The organism is Janthinobacterium sp. BJB426 (assembly GCF_002735705.1).
Lineage (GTDB): Bacteria > Pseudomonadota > Gammaproteobacteria > Burkholderiales > Burkholderiaceae_D > Janthinobacterium.
Window position 1 is genome coordinate 213,211 of sequence record NZ_PDZL01000002.1, and the last position, 16,978, is coordinate 230,188.

Sequence of the window (16,978 nt, forward strand, 5' to 3'; positions counted from 1 at the left end):
ATTAGTCGGCGGGAGGAAAATCGTGATACGAGCGTGGCAAGTAGCCCCAGATGCGCGCCACCCGGTCGCGTACTTCGAAATCGAAGCCGATGCGTTCCAGTTCCGGCACGATCCACACGCCGTGGTCGATGATTTTTTTTGGCAGCAGCATGGCCACGTGTTCTTCCGAATACAGGCTGATGTCCAGCCACTCCACGCCCATGAACGGGAACGGCGGGTGGTAATCCCATTCAGTATCCCAGCGCGAGACATAGCCGGTGACGGAGCCGTAGCGGTACGACGGCGCCCAGTCGGTGCGCCCGCGCATGAAGGCCAGCAGTTCGTTCCACTTGCAATCGTTGGCGGCGCCGGCCAGGCTGCGCCGCGCGATGTGGCCGCGTAGCTTGCGCTTGATGTCCTCGCCGCCGGCGTCGGCCTGCGGCAGGCTGGCCTCTGCCATCAGCGGACCACCGGCTTGACCTTGGACGCGGCCAGCACGGCGCGCGCGCGGGCTGTGTCGATATCGTCGGCCGTGGCCAGGGCCACGCCCATGCGGCGGCGGGCGAACGATTCCGGCTTGCCGAACAGGCGCAAGTCCGCGCCCGGCACGCTCAAGGCGTCGGCCACGCCTTCGAAGGCGATGCCTTTCGCTTCCAGTTGGCCGTAGATGACGGCCGAGGCGCCGGGCGAACGCAGGGCCACGTTGACGGGCAAGCCGAGGATGGCTTTCGCGTGCAGCTCGAATTCGCTCTGCACCTGGCTGGCCATGGTGACCATGCCCGTGTCGTGCGGACGGGGGCTCACTTCCGAGAACCACACCATGTCGTCCTTGACGAACAGCTCCACGCCGAACAGGCCAAGGCCGCCCAGGTTGTCCGTCACCTTGCGGGCGATGTCGCGCGAACGCTCCAGGGCCAGCGGCGCCATGCGGGCCGGCTGCCACGATTCCACGTAGTCGCCATGCACCTGCAAGTGGCCGATCGGTTCGCAGAACTGCGTTTCAATCTGTCCCGAGGCTGCCACGGCACGCACCGTCAGCAAGGTGATTTCGTAATCGAAATCGATGAAACCTTCGACGATGACCCGGCCCGTATCGACCCGGCTGCCGCTGGCCGCGTACGCCCACGCCGCGTCGACGTCAGCGGCGCTATCGAGCTTGGACTGGCCCTTGCCCGACGAGGACATCACGGGTTTCACCACGCACGGGAAGCCGATCTCCTGGCATGCCAGCTGCAACTCCTGCAGGCTGCTGGCGAAGCGGTATGGCGAGGTCGCCACGCCCAAGGTTTCTGCGGCCAGGGTGCGGATGCCTTCGCGGTTCATCGTCAGCACGGCCGCGCGCGCGTTCGGGATGCACGTGATTTGCCCGGCCGCTTCCAGCGCCGCCAGGGTGTCGGTGGCGATGGCTTCGATTTCCGGCACGATCAAGTCCGGCTTTTCCAGGGCTATCAGGGCGGCCAGCGCCACGCCGTCGCTCATGTCGATCACGTGCGAGCGGTGCGCCACCGGGTGGCCCGGCGCATTCGGATAGCGGTCGACGGCAATCACTTCCACGCCCAGGCGCTGCAGCGAGATGATCACTTCCTTGCCCAGTTCTCCGGAACCCAGCAGCATGACCTTGATGGCGGTGGAAGACAGGGGCGTGCCGAAGGTGCGGGGCGCGATGGTGCTGCTGGTGCTAGTGGTCATGGCAGGGTCTGTAAGCGGATGGAAAGATGGCTGGGACTATAGCAAATGCCGGCCCACTTGGACAGGGCGCGGCAACGGTGCAGCCGCTGGCGGCGGCACTTGCCAGCGCAGGCAGTCGATGCAATAATTGAGAATGATTCTCAATTAACCATCATCCATCATCGTCCTTGCCGCCATGAACCCAGCCGCACCGCCCGACCTTGCCACCCTGTACCGCGCCCACCACGGCTGGCTGCAGGGCTGGCTGCGGCATAAACTGGGCTGCGGCGCCGATGCGGCCGACGTGGCGCACGACACGTTCATGCGCCTGCTGCAGCGGCGCGAACGGCCGCAGCCCGCCCTGCGCGAGCCGCGCGCCTACCTGACGCGCATCGCGCAAGGCCTGGTGATCGACCATTACCGGCGCCGCGACGTGGAATACGCCTACCTGCAGGCGCTGGCCGCCCTGCCCGAGCAGACGGCGCCGTCGCCCGAAACGCGGCTGCTGATCATCGACACCCTGGTGCGCCTCGACACGGCGCTCGACGCCCTCAAGCCGCGCGCCAGGCTGGCCTTTTTGCTGGCCCAGCTGGACGGTTTGACGGGTCCCGCCATCGCCGCCAGGCTCGAAGTCTCGCTGGCCACCGTCGAGCGCGACCTGGCCAGCGCCTGGCGCGCCTGCTACCGCGTATATTTCCAGTGACCTTACCAATGACGGCCACCACCTTGCCGGAAGACCCCGTGGAGCAAGCCATCGCCTGGGCCGTGCGCCTGCAGATGCATGGCGCCACGCCGGACGCGCTGCTGTCGCTGCAGCGCTGGCGCGATGCCGATCCCGTCCACGAACAGGCGTGGCAACGCCTCGCCGCCATCGGCAGCCAGTCCTCGGGCTTGCCGCCGGAGGCGAGCCGCACCACGCTCGACGCCAGCCTGGCCCGCCGCCGCCAGCGCCGCCAGGTGCTGAAAGTGCTGGCCGGCATCGGCTTTGCCGGCACAGCCACCTGGTTCGCCATCGATACGCGCGCCGACTACCGCACGGGCACGGGGCAGCGCCTGGCCGTGCGCCTGCCGGACGGCAGCTTGCTGCACCTGAATGCGGGCACGGCCGTCCGGCTGCACTTTGACGGCGCGCAAAGGCTGCTGAGCTTGCTGCATGGCGAAATTGCCATCACCACGCAAGCGGACCCGCAGCGCCGGCCGTTTCTCGTCGAGACGGGCGAAGCGCGCATGCTGGCGCTGGGCACGCGCTTCACGGTGCGCCGCCTCGCTGGCGCCGATGGCACGCTGACGCGCCTGGCCGTGCAGGAACACGCGGTGCGGCTGCAGGCCGCAGCCGGCGCGGTGCGGCCTGAGCTGGTGCAGGCTGGCGACAGCGTCCTGACGGATGGCGTGCGCATCTGGCGCGCGCTGGCCCATGACGATCCGGCCGCCTGGCTCGATGGCGTGATTGCCGCGCGCGACATGCCACTGGGCCAGCTAGTAGCCGAACTGGCGCGCCACCGGCATGGCTTGCTGCTGTGCGACGCCGATATCGCCCACTTGCCCGTTTCCGGCGTCTTCCAGCTGGACGATCCCGAGCGGGCCCTGCGCGTATTGCTGCACACGCAGCCCATCGTGGCCATGTACCGCACGCGTTTCTGGGTCACGCTGAAAAAAGCGTAAAAAAGATGAGGGGATCGGGCTGGCCGCACGGCATACAGCTTGATACCACCCACCTGATAGCGACCCATGACCCACTCTTTCCTGCCCTGCCCTCAGCCATTTCCGGCATTCCCAACCCTTCCCGCGCGTTCCCGCGTAGCCGGCGCCGTCGCCAGCGCCCTGCTGCTGCTTGGTGCGGCGCCCGTCCTGGCCCAGCAAAATCCACCCCAGGCCAGCAGCGCCAGCGCCATGCACGCCCTGCAGATCGCCGCCGGCCCGCTCGATGCGGCGCTGGAACAGCTGGCGCGCAAGGCGGGCCTGACGCTCACCTACCAGGCGAGCGAGGTGCGCGGCCTGCGCACGACCGGCCTGGCCGGCAACTACAGCGCCGCGGCCGGCCTCGAGGCGCTGCTGGCCGGCAGCGGCCTGGCGGCGCTGCAGCTGGCGCCCAACGATTTCGTCCTGCGCCCGCTGCCCAGGTCGGCGAATGCGGCGGCTGATGGCGCGCAGCAACTGGCCGAAATCACGGTCACGGCCGGTGGCGAGCCGGCGCTGGAAACGGAAGGCAGCGGCGCGTATGCGGCGGCATTGGCCGGCACGGCCACACGCTTTACCCTGTCGCCACGCGAAACGCCGCAATCGCTGACCGTCATCACGCGCCAGCAGATGGATGACCAGGGCGTCCTCAGCCTGGCCGATGTGCTGCAGCAGACGCCGGGCGTGACCGTCTCGCACGACGATTCGGAACGCTATAACTACTATGCGCGCGGCTTCAGCCTGAACAGCTTCCAGTACGACGGCGTGCCCACCTTTGATTTCAGCACCAATTCGAACGGCCTGGGCATCCGCGACATGGCCATCTACGACCGAGTGGAAGTGGTGCGCGGCGCCAACGGCCTGATGAGCGGCGCTGGCAGCCCGGCCGGCGCCGTCAACCTCGTGCGCAAGAAACCCACGCGCCAGTTCCAGGCGTATGCGCAGGCGGGCATCGGCAGCTGGGACCGCTACCGCGCGGAAGCCGACGTTTCCGGTCCCCTGAATGCGGACGGCTCCGTGCGCGCGCGCCTGGTGGCCGCGCACCAGGATCACGGCTCCTACATCGACCATTACCAGCAGGACAAGAGCGTGGTCTACGGCGTCATCGAGGCCGATCTGACGCCGCGCACGCGCGTGCTGGCCGGCATCGACTACCAGAAAATCGATTCCAAGGGCTCGTCCTTCGGCCAGAATCCCCTGTTCTACACGGACGGCAGCCGGACGCGGTTCGCGCGCGCCTTCAACCCCGCCGCGCGCTGGACGGATGCGGGCAGCACCAGCACGCGCGTGTTCGCCGCCGCCGAGCACCTGTTCGACAACGGCTGGCAAGTCAAGGCGGAAGCGAGCCACTGGAAAGGCGATACGGACCAGTTGCAAGCGAATATCATCAGCTGGGGCCCATATCCGGACCCGGCCACGGGCCTGGCCACCGTGCAGCGCGGCGCAAAAACCTATGTCATCGACAGCAATTCGCTCGATGCGTACGCCACGGGACCATTCCAGTGGCTGGGCCGCCAGCATGAACTGGTGCTGGGCGTCAACGCCAGTCACCGCAAGTCCGACTACCTGGCCTATGGCGGCGGCAATGTGGAAATCGATTACCGTCACTGGAACAACAACGTGCCCCTGCCGGCCAGCATGGCTGTCAGCCTGACGCAAAAATACAGCTTCAAGGAATATGCAGCGTATGGCGCAGCCCGTTTCAAACCGGCCGATGGCTGGTCGCTGATCGTCGGCAGCCGCCTCAACAGCTATGAACGCACGGGCGACCTGATCTACGGTTGGGGCGGCACGGGCCGCGACGACGCGAAGGAAAAACACCAGCTGGTGCCGTATGCGGGCGCCGTCTACGACTTGAACGGCACGTATTCCGCGTATCTCAGCTATGCCAGCATCTTCGAGCCGCAATCGGTCAGCGACGCCAATGCCAGGGCGCTGCCGCCCACCACGGGCAAATCCTGGGAAAGCGGCATCAAGGGCGAGTTTTTCGAGCGCAAGCTGAACGCCAGCGTGGCCATTTTTCACATCCAGCAAGACAATCTGGCCGATTACGTAGGCACGGACGCCAACGAACGGGAAGTCTACCGCCCGATCGACGGCACCACCACGCGCGGCGTGGAGCTGGAAGTGGCCGGCCAGCTGTTGCCCGGCTGGCAGGTGCAGGCGGGAGCGACGTTCAGCCGCCCGCGCGACAAGGATGGCCAGCGCATCGATACGACGCGTCCCGAACGCAGCGTCAAGCTGGCGACCAGCTACCGCCTGGGCGGCGACTGGCGCCGCTTGAGCGTGGGCGGCAATGTCAACTGGCAAGGCCGGACGTATTACCACACCGTCCTGGCAGGCGACGTGCCGGCGCGCGCCGACGAAGGCAGCTTTGGCGTGGCGGGACTGATGGCGCGCTACGAGTTCAGCAAGCGGCTCAGTGCCGTGCTGAACATCAATAATGTCTTCGACAAGCGCTATTACAGCGGCTACGGCCTGTACGGCAGCGGCTACTATGGTGATCCGCGCAACGCGCAGCTGACCTTGCGGGCCAGCTTCTAACCGGCGTACGCCCGCTTGATCTCGTCAATGTTGATTTTTTTCATGCCCATCATGGCTTTCATCACGCGCTGGGCCTTGACGGGATCGGGGTCGGTCAGCAGCTTGATCATGAGCGTGGGCACGATTTGCCAGGACACGCCGAACTTGTCCTTGAGCCAGCTGCATTGCTGCGCTTCCGGCGGCCCGCCTGCGGACAGCAGGTTCCAATAGTGATCGACCTCGTCCTGGGTGTCGCAATTGACCTGGAACGAGATCGCTTCGGAAAACTGGAACAGGGGGCCGCCGTTCAGCCCCGTAAACGTCTGGCCGTCCAGTTCGAACGCCACCGTCAGCACGCTGCCCGGCTCCTGGCCGTGGATTTCCTTGCCCTCCTCGCCGTAGCGCAGGATCTGGCCGATCTTCGAATTGGGGAAAATCTCCGTATAAAACCGGGCCGCCGCCTCGGCGTTACCGTTGAACCATAAACATGGGGTAATCTTTTGTACGCTGTGCATGATGTCTCCCTAGTCCGGTGTGTGGATTGGCGTCTCTAATATAGTCGCAATTGCGCCAGCATGGCGCGCGGATCGCGCCTGTTTTCAGCCTGTTTTGAACCGGCTACCGTCCAGGAATAGCCTCCCGCCCCAGCACGCCGGCGCTGGCAAGCAGGCGCAACCGGGCCGAACGCCATTCCGCCTGGCAACGAATGCGCTCCTGCTGCGCCTCGAGCAGCGCCGACTGCGTGTTCAGCATTTCCAGGATATCGGCCGCGCCCAGGCCGAACTTGCGCTGCACGCTGGTCTGGGCATCACGCGCCGCGTCCAGCCACGTTTGCGAGGCGGTCAGGTTGGCCAAGGCCGTGCTCGCCTCCGCATGCGTTTTCACCAGCTCCATCAGGGTCTGCTGCTTTACGTCTTGCGCCTCGGCTTCCCTTTGCCCGGCCTGCGCCAGCGCGCCGCGCACCTTGTAATGGCGCGCAAAACCGTCGAACAGGGGGATGTTGAGCGAGATACCCACCAGGGTTTCGCGCGTGGAGGCGGCGGACAAGCCCTGGTTGGGGCGGCCGTTCTGGTAGATATTCGCCGTCAGGTCGATGCTGGGCCGGCCTTCCGACTCGGTCACGGCCACCCGTTCGCGCGCGGCTGCCAGCTGCGCCTGCGCGGCCACGATGGCCGGATGCCGCTCCTGGGCCAGCGCCAGCCAGGTGTGCAACTCATCTTGCAAACCATCACGCAGACCAGCCGCCGATTCGGCCGCATCGTCGTCGAGGACCACGTCCGCCTCCGCCGGCAAACCCAGGGTATACACGAGCACGGCGCGCGCCTTCTGGAACTCGCCATCGGCGCGGCTGGCGCCCAGGGCCGCCTTGGCCAGCGCGCTCGTCGCCTGCAGTGTGTCGCTGTGCGAGCCGAGGCCCCGCTGCGCGCGGCGCTGCGTGGCCAGCACCGTTTCATTCGCCAAGGCCTGGTATTCCTCGCGCATCCGCACATTTGCCCGCGCCGTCTGCGCTTCGAAATACGCGCTGACGGTGGCCGCCAGGGTTTTTTGCAGCACGGCGTCGCGGTTGGCCAGCGCCGCGTCCAGCAAGGCTTGCGCCGAACGCTGGCCCGCCGCGCGCCCGCCAAAATCGAACAAGCGCCAGGACAGATTCAGCGAACCCGTATTGCTGTTCAAGCTGCCGGAAGGCGTGCTGGCGCCCGGATAGGCCGTGCGGTCGTGCACCCGGCCCAGGCCCGCATTCAGGGTCGGCAAAAAAGCGGCCTTCGCCTCGCCCAGGCCGGCCGCCTGCAAGCGGATGCCGGCCCAGGCGCCGTGCACCTGCGCGTTGCGGCACAGGGCCAGGTCGACGGCCGCCGGCAAGGTCAATGGCACAGTCAGCAGCATACCAGCCTCATACGCGGATGGGCATGCCGCGGCATCAAGCTCGCCCGCCTGCGCCACAGCACCGGCCAGCAGCAAACTGATGGCGATCACGCTGCATCTAGCGTTCATGCAGCGCCTCCTTCTGGTGCTGCACCAGCGGCGAGAGCACATATTCGATCACCCTTCTCGTCCCCGTGCGGATTTCCGCGCGCACGGCCATGCCGGCCGACAGCGGCACCAATCTGCCGTCGATGACGATGGATGGCTGCTGCAGCGTGATCCTGACGGCATACACGGGCCCCTTCTTCTCATCCTCGACGGCGTCACGCGAGACGCTGCTGACGACGGCGGGCACGGTGCCATACTTTGTGTAGTCGAAGGCGTCGACCTTGATGGCGACCAACTGCCCTTCCTGCACGAAGCCGACGTCGCGGTTTTCCAGCACGGCGTCGATTTCCAGCCTGCCCTGGCGCGGCACGATCTGCATCAGCGCCTGCGCGGCCGGCACCACGCCGCCCACCGTATGCAGCTTCAGTTGCTGCACCGTGCCATCGACGGGGGCCGTCAGGCGCAGCAAGCTGCCGCGGGCGCCGGCGCGGCGCGCATCCTGGCCGCTGGCCGCCGCCACCCTGGCCCCTTCCGTCAGCGCGTCGTAGGCATCCTTGCGCGTTTGCGCCACCAGAGCCGCGCGCTCGCTGCGGGCCGACGCCAGCTGGCCGGCCAGGTCGATGCGCGCCTGTTCCTTTTCCAGCCACGCGTGTTCGGCCACGTCGCGCGTCGCCAGCAGCGCGTGGTAGTCGCCGGCCCTCTGTGCCGCCAGCGGCAGCGCCTGGGCGTAGCGGGCGATTTCTCCATCGAGATGCGCCAGCCTGGCGCGGAAACTCGCATACTGGCCATCGAGGTGGCCCTGCGCTTCCTCACGTTGGGCGGCGGAGGCGCCATCGGGCGCCGCCAGCCTTGGCATCGTCAAGCTGTCGATGGCGGCGATCAGCGCGCGCGAGCGGGCCATCTGCAGCGCGGCCGCCACGGCGTCGCCGGCGGCCTTGTCGCGCTCGGCGTCCGGGCCACGGCTGTCGAGTTCCACCAGCAGCTGGCCCGCCTGCACGGCTTGCCCCTCGCGCACATGCAGGGCGCGCACGGCCGCCACATCGACGGAGGCGATGGTCTTGCTATTACCAGATGGAATGATCTTGCCGGCCGCGTTGACAATGATGTCGACCTGGCCAAAGACCGCCCACAGCAGCACGCAGGCAACCAGCAGCATCAGCACCCTGGCCGTCAGGCGCAACGATGGCGACACGGGCCGCTCCTGCAGCGCCAGCGCGGCCGGCAAAAAGGCCGCCTCGTCTTCGCTCAGCACGGGGCCGCTCAAGGCCGCGCGGTTACGCCAGCTGTGCCGCAGCACCTGGCCGTAGCGTTGCAACAGCTCGCCATACGCGGCCAGGCGGTGGCCGGCGCTCATGTTGCGTCCCCTGTTGCGCTCCCGCTCGTGCCCTGCTGCAGGCTGTACAGATGGGCGTAGATGCCGCCCGGCTGCGCCAGCAGCGCGTCGTGCGTACCCAGTTCGGCCACCTGCCCCCGCTCCATGACGACGATGCGGTGTGCTTCGCGCACGGCCGACAGGCGGTGGGCAATGATCAGCACCGTGCGCCCCGCGCAAATGCCGCGCATATTGTCCTGGATGATTTTTTCCGATTCGTAGTCGAGCGCGCTCGTCGCTTCGTCGAAGATCAGGATGCGCGGATCGCCGATGAGGGCGCGGGCGATGGCGATGCGCTGGCGCTGGCCGCCGGACAAGCCCGTGCCGTGCTCGCCCACCATGGTGTCGTAGCCTTCTGGCAATTCGCAAATGAAATCGTGGGCACCGGCCAGTTTCGCCACGGCGATGACGGCGTCAATGGGCAACGCCGGGTCGCTCAAGGCGATGTTGTCGCGAACGGAGCGGTTGAACAGTATATTTTCCTGCAGCACCACGCCGATCTGGCGCCGCAGCGAGGCCGTGTCGATGACGGCGATATCCTGCCCGTCGATCAGCACCTTGCCCCGTTCGGGAATGTAGAGGCGCTGCGCCAGCCGCGTCAGGGTGCTCTTGCCGGAACCGGAACGCCCGACGATGCCGATCACCTCGCCGGGTGCGATGGCGATCGACACATTGCGCAGCACTTCGGCCGCATCGGGGCGGTAGCGGAAACCCACTTGCTGGAACTCGATGGCGCCGGCGATGCGCGGCAGGCGCGCCTTCTGGCTGCCCGCTTCCACCCTAGCGTTGAGGATGTCGCCCAGCCGGCTCATCGAGATGCCCACCTGCTGGAAATCGTTCCACAGCTGCGCCAGGCGCAGGATGGGCGAGGCCACCTGCCCCGCCAGCATATTGAAGGCGACCAGTTCGCCCACCGTCATCTTGCCGTCGATGACGAGGGTGGCGCCCCACCACATGATGGCCGCCGTCACCAGTTTGCTGACCAGGGTGACGCCGCCGCTGGCCAGCATGCCGATATTATTCGCCGACAGTCCCGCCGAGACGTAGCCGGCCAGCTGCTTTTCCCACTGCTGCTGCCAGCGCGGTTCCACGGCCATGGCCTTGAGCGTGTCGACGCCGCTGATGGTTTCGACCAGGAAAGACTGGTTTTCCGCGCTGCGGTTGAATTTATCGTTCAGGCGGCCCCGCAGCACGGGCGTGAGCAGCATCGACAGGGCCGCATACACGGGAATCGAGGCCAGCACGACGATGCTCAGCGCCGCGCTATACCACAGCATGGCGGCAATGAAGATGAAGGAAAACAGCAAATCGAGCACCAGGGTCATGGCGTTGCCGGTGAGGAAAGAGCGGATGTTTTCCAGTTCATGGATGCGCGCCACGGAATCGCCCACGCGGCGCGCCTGGAAATAGGCGATCGGCAAGGCCAGCAGGTGGCGGAACAGGCGCGCGCCCAGTTCCACGTCGATCTTGCTGCTGGTGCGCGCGAATACATAGGTGCGGATGAGGCCCAGCACGGCCTCGAAGACGATGGCGCAGATCAGGCCGATGGCCACCACGTGCAGGGTTTTCATGGCGTGGTTGACCAGCACCTTGTCCATCACCACCTGGAAAAACAGGGGCGTGGCCAGGCCGATCAACTGCAGCACGAAGGAAATGAGCAACACTTCGCCCAGCAGCCTGCGGTATTTGACGATGGCGGGGATGAACCAGCTGAAATCGAAACGGGCCGTCTCGCCCACATAACTGGCCTTGCTTGTGAAAAAGATCAGTTCGCCCGTCCAGGCGGCAAGGAAGGCTGCACGGCCGAGGATTTGCGGCGGCTGGCCCGGATGCTGGACCAGCACCTTGCTCACACCGTCAGCGTCCGTCTCGACCTTGCCGAGGATAAAGAAACGGCCAACGGTATCCATGGCGATGGCCGGCAGCGGCGCTTGCGCCAGCCGTTCGGGCGCATGGCGCACCAGTTTGGCCGTCAAGCCAAGTTGCCGCGCGGCCAGCAGGATGGTTTGCCGCGTGAACACGGCCTGGCCGAAGGCGTGCTTGAGCTGGGCGCCATCGGCGGCGATGCCGTGCAGGCTGGCCATCAGCAGCAGCGACAGCAAGCCTGTGTCGGGCGAGGTTTTTTCAATCGGTGGCGGATCGTTGCGGTAGGAGAGGACTGTCATCGGGCAATATCAGAAATTCAATGGCGCAGCCAGGCCGTGGCTGGTGACCCCGGCCCGGCTGCGTGATGGTGTATCTAGTTGCGCAACGGTTTAATGCGCCGTCGCCAGCTGGAGTTGCATCGACGGACCGCCTTGCGCCGACCACGGCGCCGATGCGGCGGCCGGCACGGCAAAGCCGGCCATCGCTTGCACCAGCTGCGCGGCATCCGCTTGCCAGCCGCTGAAACCGCCCTGGCTGGCGGCACTGAATGGCTGAGCGGAACGCCAGTTCTGCGCCAGCACCGGCGCCAGGATGGCGGCCGTGCCGGCAGGTAGAGTGAGCTGGCCGGCTGGCGGCGGCGTCAGGCTAGCCATCGCCTGCACCAGGTTTTGCACCTGGCTGCCCAGCAAGACCCGGCCATCGGCCATGCGGAATTCCTCGATGCGCCGCTCCGCGCTCTCGTACCAGCCGGTGACGGTGATCTTGTCCGTGGTGCCGATGGTGCTCACTTCCAGGGCCGTGCCCACCTGGCGGAACCACAGCTGCTCGGCGCTGACCCCGGCCAGGAAGGACACGACATCGTGGCTGCCCGCCTCGTTGGCCTCGTTGATCAAGTCGGCGCCGTCGCCGCGGGCAAAGATATAGGTGTCGTTGCCCAGCACACCGGCCAGGATGTCGTCGCCCTTGCCGCCTTGCAAGATATCGTTGCCCAGGACGCCCAGCAGGGTGTTCTTCAGTTCATTGCCGATCAACACGTCGTCGAACTTGCTGCCGACAACCGCGATGAAATTGGCCACCACATCCACGCCAGGACGCGCCGCCAGGGCCGTGCCCACGGGTGCGAAGGCAACCGTCGCGCCAGCGCTTGCATTGACGTAATTGAGCGTGTTGCCCGCACCACCGCCGTCGAGCACATTGCCGCCGGGGGTAGTGACGAAAAAGATGTTGTTGGTGAAGGCGCTGCCCGTCACCGTCAGGCCAGGAGCGCCGAGGCGCACATTCTCGACGTTGTCGGCCACCGTGTAGTTGACCGTGGTAAACACGGTGTCGCTGCCGCCATTGCCCCGTTCGACGATGAAGTCGCCACTGTGGTTGACGTGATAGGTGTCGTCGCCGCCCAGGCCTTCCATCAGGTCGGCGCCGGCCGTGCCCTTGATGAGGTCGGCATTTTCCGTGCCGACAAAGGTTTGCTCCGTCAACTGCGTGGGACCGTTGAAGTGCCAGGCCTGGGACAGCACAGGCGCCAGGGCGGCGGCGGTGCCTGCCGGCAAGGTCAGCTGGCCCAGCGGCGGTGGCGCCAGGGTCGCCATCGCCTGCACCAGCAGTTGCACATCGGCGCCGCGCATGACGTGGCCGGCGGCCGTGCGGAATTCCTCGATGTTCGGCGCAGCCTTGTTCCAGGCGCGGATGGTGATCTTGTCCGTGGTGCCGATGGTGCTCACTTCCAGGTCCGCGCCCACCTGGCGAAACCACAGCTGGTCGATGTTGACGCCGGCCAGGAAAGCGATGGCGTCGTAATTGGCGTCGGCGGACGCTTCGATGATGACGTCGGCGCCGTCGCCGCGCGCAAAGACATAGGTATCGTCGCCCAGGCCGCCGGTCAGCACATCGTCGCCCTTGCCGCCTTGCAAGGTATCGTTGCCGAGGCCGCCAGACAGGGTGTTGGCCAGTTCGTTGCCGATCAGCACGTCGTCGTAGGCACTGCCTGTCACGCTGGAAATATTGACCAGCACATCGCTGCCAGGCAAGAGCGCGCTACTGCCGACGACGGGAACGATGGTCGCCGTGGTGCCTGCCTTGGCACCCGCATAAGTGGCCGAATTATTGCTGCCGATGCCATACAACAAGTTGCCGCCGGCAACGTCGACGTGAAAGACGTTGCCGCTGCCGTTACCTGTCACACCCACGCCCGCGGCGGCCAGGTGCACCTCTTCGATGTTGGCGCCCATGGTGTAGCTGACCGTCGTGTAGACAGTGTCGCGGCCGCCGCCCGGCTGTTCGGTCACCACGTCGTTGCCATGGTTGACGTAATAAATATCGTCGCCGGCCAGGCCCGCCATCACATCGGCGCCCGCCGTGCCCTTGATGATGTCCGGATTCGCCGTGCCAGTGAAGACGCCGTTGCCGGGCTGATTCGGTCCTTCCGTGCGCCAGTTCTGCGCCAGCACGGGAGCCAGGACGGTGGCTGCGTAGACAGGCAAAGTCAGCTGGCCAGCCGGTGGCGGCTGCAGCGCGGCCATCGCCTGCACCAGATTGGACACGTCGCTGCCCAGCAGCACGCGGCCATCGGCCGTGCGGAATGCCTGGATGCGGGGCGCGCTGCCTGCGCTGTACCAGCCATTGACGGTGATCTTGTCGCTCGTGCCGATAGTGCTCACTTCCAGGTTCACGCCTACCTGGCGAAACCACAATTGGTCGGCGCTGACGCCGGCCAGGAAGGAGACGACATTGTGGCTGCCCCCCTCCACCACCTCGGTGATGGCGTCGGCGCCGTCGCCGCGGGCAAAGATATAGGTATCGTCCCCCTGCATGCCGGCCAGCAGATCATCGCCCTTGCCACCGCGTAAGGTATCGTTGCCAAAGCCGCCCACGAGGGCGTTCTTGAGTTCGTTGCCGGTGAGGACATCGTCGAACTTGCTGCCGCCGATGCTCATCAGGTTGACCAGGATGTCGCTGCCCGCTGGCGCCGCCAGTGGGTCATTCGCGCCCAGCAGCGTCGCCGTCACGCCTGCGCCGGAACCGATGTAAGCGACCGAATTGCCCGTGCCGCCGCCATCTATCCTGTTGCCACCGGCCGTGTCGACGTGAAACACATTATTGGTATTGGCGCTGCCCGTCACGGTCAGCCCGGCGGCGGTCAGGTACACGCTCTCCACGTTCTCGGCCACCTGGTAATTGACGCTGGTATACACCTTGTCGTTGCCGCCATTGGCCAGCTCGACGATCACGTCGCCGCTGTCGTTGACGTAATACGTATCGTCGCCAGCCAGGCCTTCGAGCACGTCGGCGCCCGTGGTGCCACTGAGCACATCGGCGTTCGGCGTGCCGGTGAAGCGCTGCAGGGCAGCGGCACTGTTCAGGTATGCCTCGCTGGCGGCAACGCCATCGCCTGCGGAGGTGGAAGTGTGCGATGCAAATTTTTCAGTCATGTTGCAGTTTCCTGTCGTTAAACGTCAAAACCAAGAGTGAATATGTCGGCGCAAGCCGGCATGCAAGGCAAAAGTCCCGGCCGCATCCACCTGCCGTTCAGCGTGCACCTTCAACGGTCCGGCACTTTCGGCGCATGGACGGCGCGCGGTTGAGCGTCGCCTCGCATGCACGCCTTAATGACGGTCAAACGGGACAGCCACTGTTATTTGTCATGCAAATGTCACACTACATGGAGGAAAGAAGAGAAACTTTTGCCAGGTTTTTTCTGTCGCCGCTGCATCCATTGTGCGAGAATGCCCCTCCCCCCTGGATGGTGCGCATGATGACCAAACTCGCCGCAAGCATCACTGTAATGACACTCGCACTGGCAGCTTGCAAGCCGGCAGCCACGGCACCTGCGCATGACATTCCCGCGGCCATGCGCCAGACCGCGACCACCCTGCTGCAGTCAACATTGCTGCATGCGACCTCGATTGCCGTCGTTTATCGCGGCGAGGAATTCATGCTGCATCAAGGCGAGCTGGAGACCGGCAAAGCCAATCCGCCGAACGATACAACGCTGTATGAAATCGGCTCGGTCAGCAAGACTTTTGCCGGCCTGCTGCTGGCGAACGCTGTGCTCGATGGGAAGGCGGCGCTCGACGATCCCATCCAAAAGTACCTGCCGGCCGCCTACCCGAACCTGCAGTCGCAGGGGCAGCCAGTGCGCTTGCGCCATTTGATCTCGCACACCAGCACCATGCCGGGCATGCTGCCATTGCAGGTGAACACCATATTGAAGGATTTCACTGCACACGCCACGCCGGCAAAGCTCAATGCGGCCTACGCCAGCTACGGACAACAGCAATTCTGGCAAGACTTGCACACAGTCAGCATCACAGGTCCGCTAGGCAAGGACTACGCCTATTCAAGCGCCGGCACCGAACTCATTGCGCACACGCTCGAAACAATCTACGGCATGCCGTATGACGTGCTGCTCACGCAATTCCTCGCGCGTGCCGCCGGCATGCACGATACCCGGCTCAGAATCGCAGCCACGGATGCCGGCCGGCTGGCGCCCGGCTACCACAGCGACAATCCCGTCATGACAACACCGATGCCGCAACTGCCCTGGGGAGCGGCCGGCAACCTGAAGTCGACCTTGCCGGACATGGCAAAATACCTGCGCCTGCAATTGAGCGCCCATCCCGCGGTCATCGAATCGCACCAGCCGCTGGTGCGCTTCCAGGACGATTTCAGCATTGGCTACTTCTGGAATATCGGCAACAATCGGCAGTTGGGCACGCATTATGTACACCATGGCGGCGTGCCGCGTGCGCAAAGCTACGCCTGGGTCGTTCCCAAATACCAGCTGGGCGTCTTCATCATCACCAACCAGAGCGGCGACGCGACCGCCGGCGCCATGGAAAGCGCGCTGGCGCATATTTTCGACACGGTGGCATCCCTGGAAAGCGTGGAGTAGGCCGCCAGCAATACGCAGGCTTCAAAGTTTGGCGAGATGGCGCTTATTTGCCGGGCGCGGCGCGCACGGTAGCGCCGGCCACATGCAACTGCAATGGCGTCAGGGAAGCATCCGCCGTCATGGCAAGGCGCCAAAAGTTTGATCCTGTAACTGCTGCATCAGGAAATCGATGAACACGCGCAGGCGCGGCGGCAGGTGGCGGCTGGCCGGCCACAGCAGCCAGAATGCCGTGCGCACCTGTGTATGCGCGTCCAGCAGCGAGACCAGTTGCCCTGCCGCCAGCTCGCGCTGCACGGCAAATGCGGGCAGGTAGGCGATGCCCTGCCCCTGCACGGCCAGGAAGACGCGCATTTCCACGCTGTTGCAAACCATGCCGGGCACCGGCTGGGTTACCTCGTCCATCAGCGGCCACTGTTCCAGTCGGCCGGTGGCGGGAAAGCGGTAGTCGAGGCGCGCGTGTTGCAGCAGCGCGGCGCCATCGGCGGGCCTGCCGTGGCGCGCCAGATAAGCGGGCGACGCCACCAGCAGGCGGCGGAACGTACAGAGTTTGCGCCGCATCAAGCCCGAATCGGCCAGCTCGCCCGTGCGCACGGCCGCGTCAAAGCCGTCGCTGACGATATTGACCATGGCGTCGGAAAAATCAAGGTCGAGTTCGATGGCGGGATAGGCTTGCATGAAGGCGCCGATAGCCGGCTCGAACAGACCGCTGTAGCGTGGCAGGCTGATGCGCAGGCGGCCGCTCGGCGCGCCGCTCGACTCGCCCAGCTCGCGCTCGGCCGCTTCCACTTCCGCCAGGATGCGCTTGCAGCGCTGCAGGAATTTTTCCCCGTCCGCCGTCAGCGCCAGGTGCCGCGTGCTGCGCTGGAACAGGCGCGCGCCCAGCCGCGCCTCCATGCGCGCCACGCTCTTGCCGACGGCCGACGAGGACAGGCCCAGCAGCCGGCCCGTGGCGGAAAAACTGCCGCTATCAGCTACCTGCACGAACATGGCGATGCCGCCCAAGCTATCCATTTGCTCTCCATTCACGACAT

12 protein-coding genes are annotated in these 16,978 nt (G+C 65.7%); 4 read left to right on the plus strand and 8 right to left on the minus strand.

The features are described 5' to 3' along the window. Position 1: 1 nt before the first annotated feature. A complete protein-coding gene (locus CSQ93_RS03980; RefSeq protein WP_099376863.1) occupies positions 2 to 439 on the minus strand; it encodes a DUF6678 family protein in 438 nt (145 codons plus the stop codon). Next, the gene (purT, locus tag CSQ93_RS03985) at positions 439 to 1,668 is read right to left on the minus strand and encodes a formate-dependent phosphoribosylglycinamide formyltransferase (protein ID WP_099376864.1); all 1,230 of its coding nucleotides are present in this window, start codon (positions 1,666 to 1,668) and stop codon (positions 439 to 441) included. Before purT ends, CSQ93_RS03980 begins: the two co-directional genes overlap by 1 nt. Before the next feature lie 175 nt (positions 1,669 to 1,843). On the opposite strand from purT, the gene CSQ93_RS03990 reads away from it, so the two are divergent. The 3 genes from CSQ93_RS03990 (at position 1,844) to CSQ93_RS04000 (ending at position 5,868) form a co-directional block, all read left to right on the plus strand. Beyond that, entirely contained in the window at positions 1,844 to 2,350 is a 507-nt protein-coding gene (locus tag CSQ93_RS03990) for a sigma-70 family RNA polymerase sigma factor (RefSeq protein ID WP_099376865.1), read from the plus strand. 8 nt (positions 2,351 to 2,358) lie between these two features. Then, the gene (locus tag CSQ93_RS03995; RefSeq protein WP_099376866.1) at positions 2,359 to 3,309 is read left to right on the plus strand and encodes a FecR domain-containing protein; all 951 of its coding nucleotides are present in this window, start codon (positions 2,359 to 2,361) and stop codon (positions 3,307 to 3,309) included. Positions 3,310 to 3,375: 66 nt separating this feature from the next. Continuing rightward, entirely contained in the window at positions 3,376 to 5,868 is a 2,493-nt protein-coding gene (locus CSQ93_RS04000; protein WP_099376867.1) for a TonB-dependent siderophore receptor, read from the plus strand. Here CSQ93_RS04000 and CSQ93_RS04005 read toward each other — a convergent pair. From CSQ93_RS04005 to CSQ93_RS29730, 5 genes are all read right to left on the minus strand, one after another. Continuing rightward, complete coding sequence (locus CSQ93_RS04005) at positions 5,865 to 6,362, minus strand: VOC family protein (protein ID WP_099376868.1); 498 nt, start codon at positions 6,360 to 6,362, stop codon at positions 5,865 to 5,867. The two genes, CSQ93_RS04000 and CSQ93_RS04005, sit on opposite strands and share 4 nt — an antisense overlap. A 103-nt stretch (positions 6,363 to 6,465) precedes the next feature. Next, positions 6,466 to 7,839: a TolC family protein gene (locus tag CSQ93_RS04010; RefSeq protein ID WP_158301109.1), complete on the minus strand. Its 1,374-nt coding sequence runs from the start codon at positions 7,837 to 7,839 to the stop codon at positions 6,466 to 6,468. Further along, positions 7,829 to 9,172: an HlyD family type I secretion periplasmic adaptor subunit gene (locus tag CSQ93_RS04015; protein ID WP_099376870.1), complete on the minus strand. Its 1,344-nt coding sequence runs from the start codon at positions 9,170 to 9,172 to the stop codon at positions 7,829 to 7,831. The genes CSQ93_RS04010 and CSQ93_RS04015 overlap by 11 nt, the downstream gene beginning before the upstream one ends. Continuing rightward, on the minus strand, positions 9,169 to 11,355 hold the full coding sequence (locus CSQ93_RS04020; protein ID WP_099376871.1) for a type I secretion system permease/ATPase: 2,187 nt from the start codon (positions 11,353 to 11,355) through the stop codon (positions 9,169 to 9,171). The genes CSQ93_RS04015 and CSQ93_RS04020 overlap by 4 nt, the downstream gene beginning before the upstream one ends. Positions 11,356 to 11,445: 90 nt before the next feature. Then, positions 11,446 to 14,484 (minus strand): calcium-binding protein, encoded by a 3,039-nt coding sequence (locus CSQ93_RS29730; protein ID WP_099376872.1) that lies wholly within the window; start codon positions 14,482 to 14,484, stop codon positions 11,446 to 11,448. Here CSQ93_RS29730 and CSQ93_RS04030 point away from each other — a divergent pair. After that, positions 14,466 to 15,947 carry a serine hydrolase domain-containing protein gene (locus CSQ93_RS04030; RefSeq protein ID WP_199534247.1) on the plus strand — a complete coding sequence of 494 codons (1,482 nt, stop codon included), beginning with the start codon at positions 14,466 to 14,468 and terminating at the stop codon, positions 15,945 to 15,947. The genes CSQ93_RS29730 and CSQ93_RS04030 overlap by 19 nt on opposite strands. Before the next feature lie 117 nt (positions 15,948 to 16,064). Here the strand turns inward: CSQ93_RS04030 and CSQ93_RS04035 are convergent, their stop codons facing one another. Continuing rightward, complete coding sequence (locus CSQ93_RS04035) at positions 16,065 to 16,958, minus strand: LysR family transcriptional regulator (protein WP_099376873.1); 894 nt, start codon at positions 16,956 to 16,958, stop codon at positions 16,065 to 16,067. Between the last annotated feature and the right edge of the window lie 20 nt (positions 16,959 to 16,978).

Bases quoted from the DNA above. Each gene is read 5' to 3' on its own strand.
- CSQ93_RS03980 (WP_099376863.1), bottom strand. From the start codon at position 439: ATGGCAGAGGCCAGCCTGCCGCAGGCCGACGCCGGCGGCGAGGACATC.
- purT (WP_099376864.1), bottom strand. From the start codon at position 1,668: ATGACCACTAGCACCAGCAGCACCATCGCGCCCCGCACCTTCGGCACG.
- CSQ93_RS03990 (WP_099376865.1), top strand. From the start codon at position 1,844: ATGAACCCAGCCGCACCGCCCGACCTTGCCACCCTGTACCGCGCCCAC.
- CSQ93_RS03995 (WP_099376866.1), top strand. From the start codon at position 2,359: ATGACGGCCACCACCTTGCCGGAAGACCCCGTGGAGCAAGCCATCGCC.
- CSQ93_RS04000 (WP_099376867.1), top strand. From the start codon at position 3,376: ATGACCCACTCTTTCCTGCCCTGCCCTCAGCCATTTCCGGCATTCCCA.
- CSQ93_RS04005 (WP_099376868.1), bottom strand. From the start codon at position 6,362: ATGCACAGCGTACAAAAGATTACCCCATGTTTATGGTTCAACGGTAAC.
- CSQ93_RS04010 (WP_158301109.1), bottom strand. From the start codon at position 7,839: ATGAACGCTAGATGCAGCGTGATCGCCATCAGTTTGCTGCTGGCCGGT.
- CSQ93_RS04015 (WP_099376870.1), bottom strand. From the start codon at position 9,172: ATGAGCGCCGGCCACCGCCTGGCCGCGTATGGCGAGCTGTTGCAACGC.
- CSQ93_RS04020 (WP_099376871.1), bottom strand. From the start codon at position 11,355: ATGACAGTCCTCTCCTACCGCAACGATCCGCCACCGATTGAAAAAACC.
- CSQ93_RS04030 (WP_199534247.1), top strand. From the start codon at position 14,466: ATGCAAATTTTTCAGTCATGTTGCAGTTTCCTGTCGTTAAACGTCAAA.
- CSQ93_RS29730 (WP_099376872.1), bottom strand. From the start codon at position 14,484: ATGACTGAAAAATTTGCATCGCACACTTCCACCTCCGCAGGCGATGGC.
- CSQ93_RS04035 (WP_099376873.1), bottom strand. From the start codon at position 16,958: ATGGATAGCTTGGGCGGCATCGCCATGTTCGTGCAGGTAGCTGATAGC.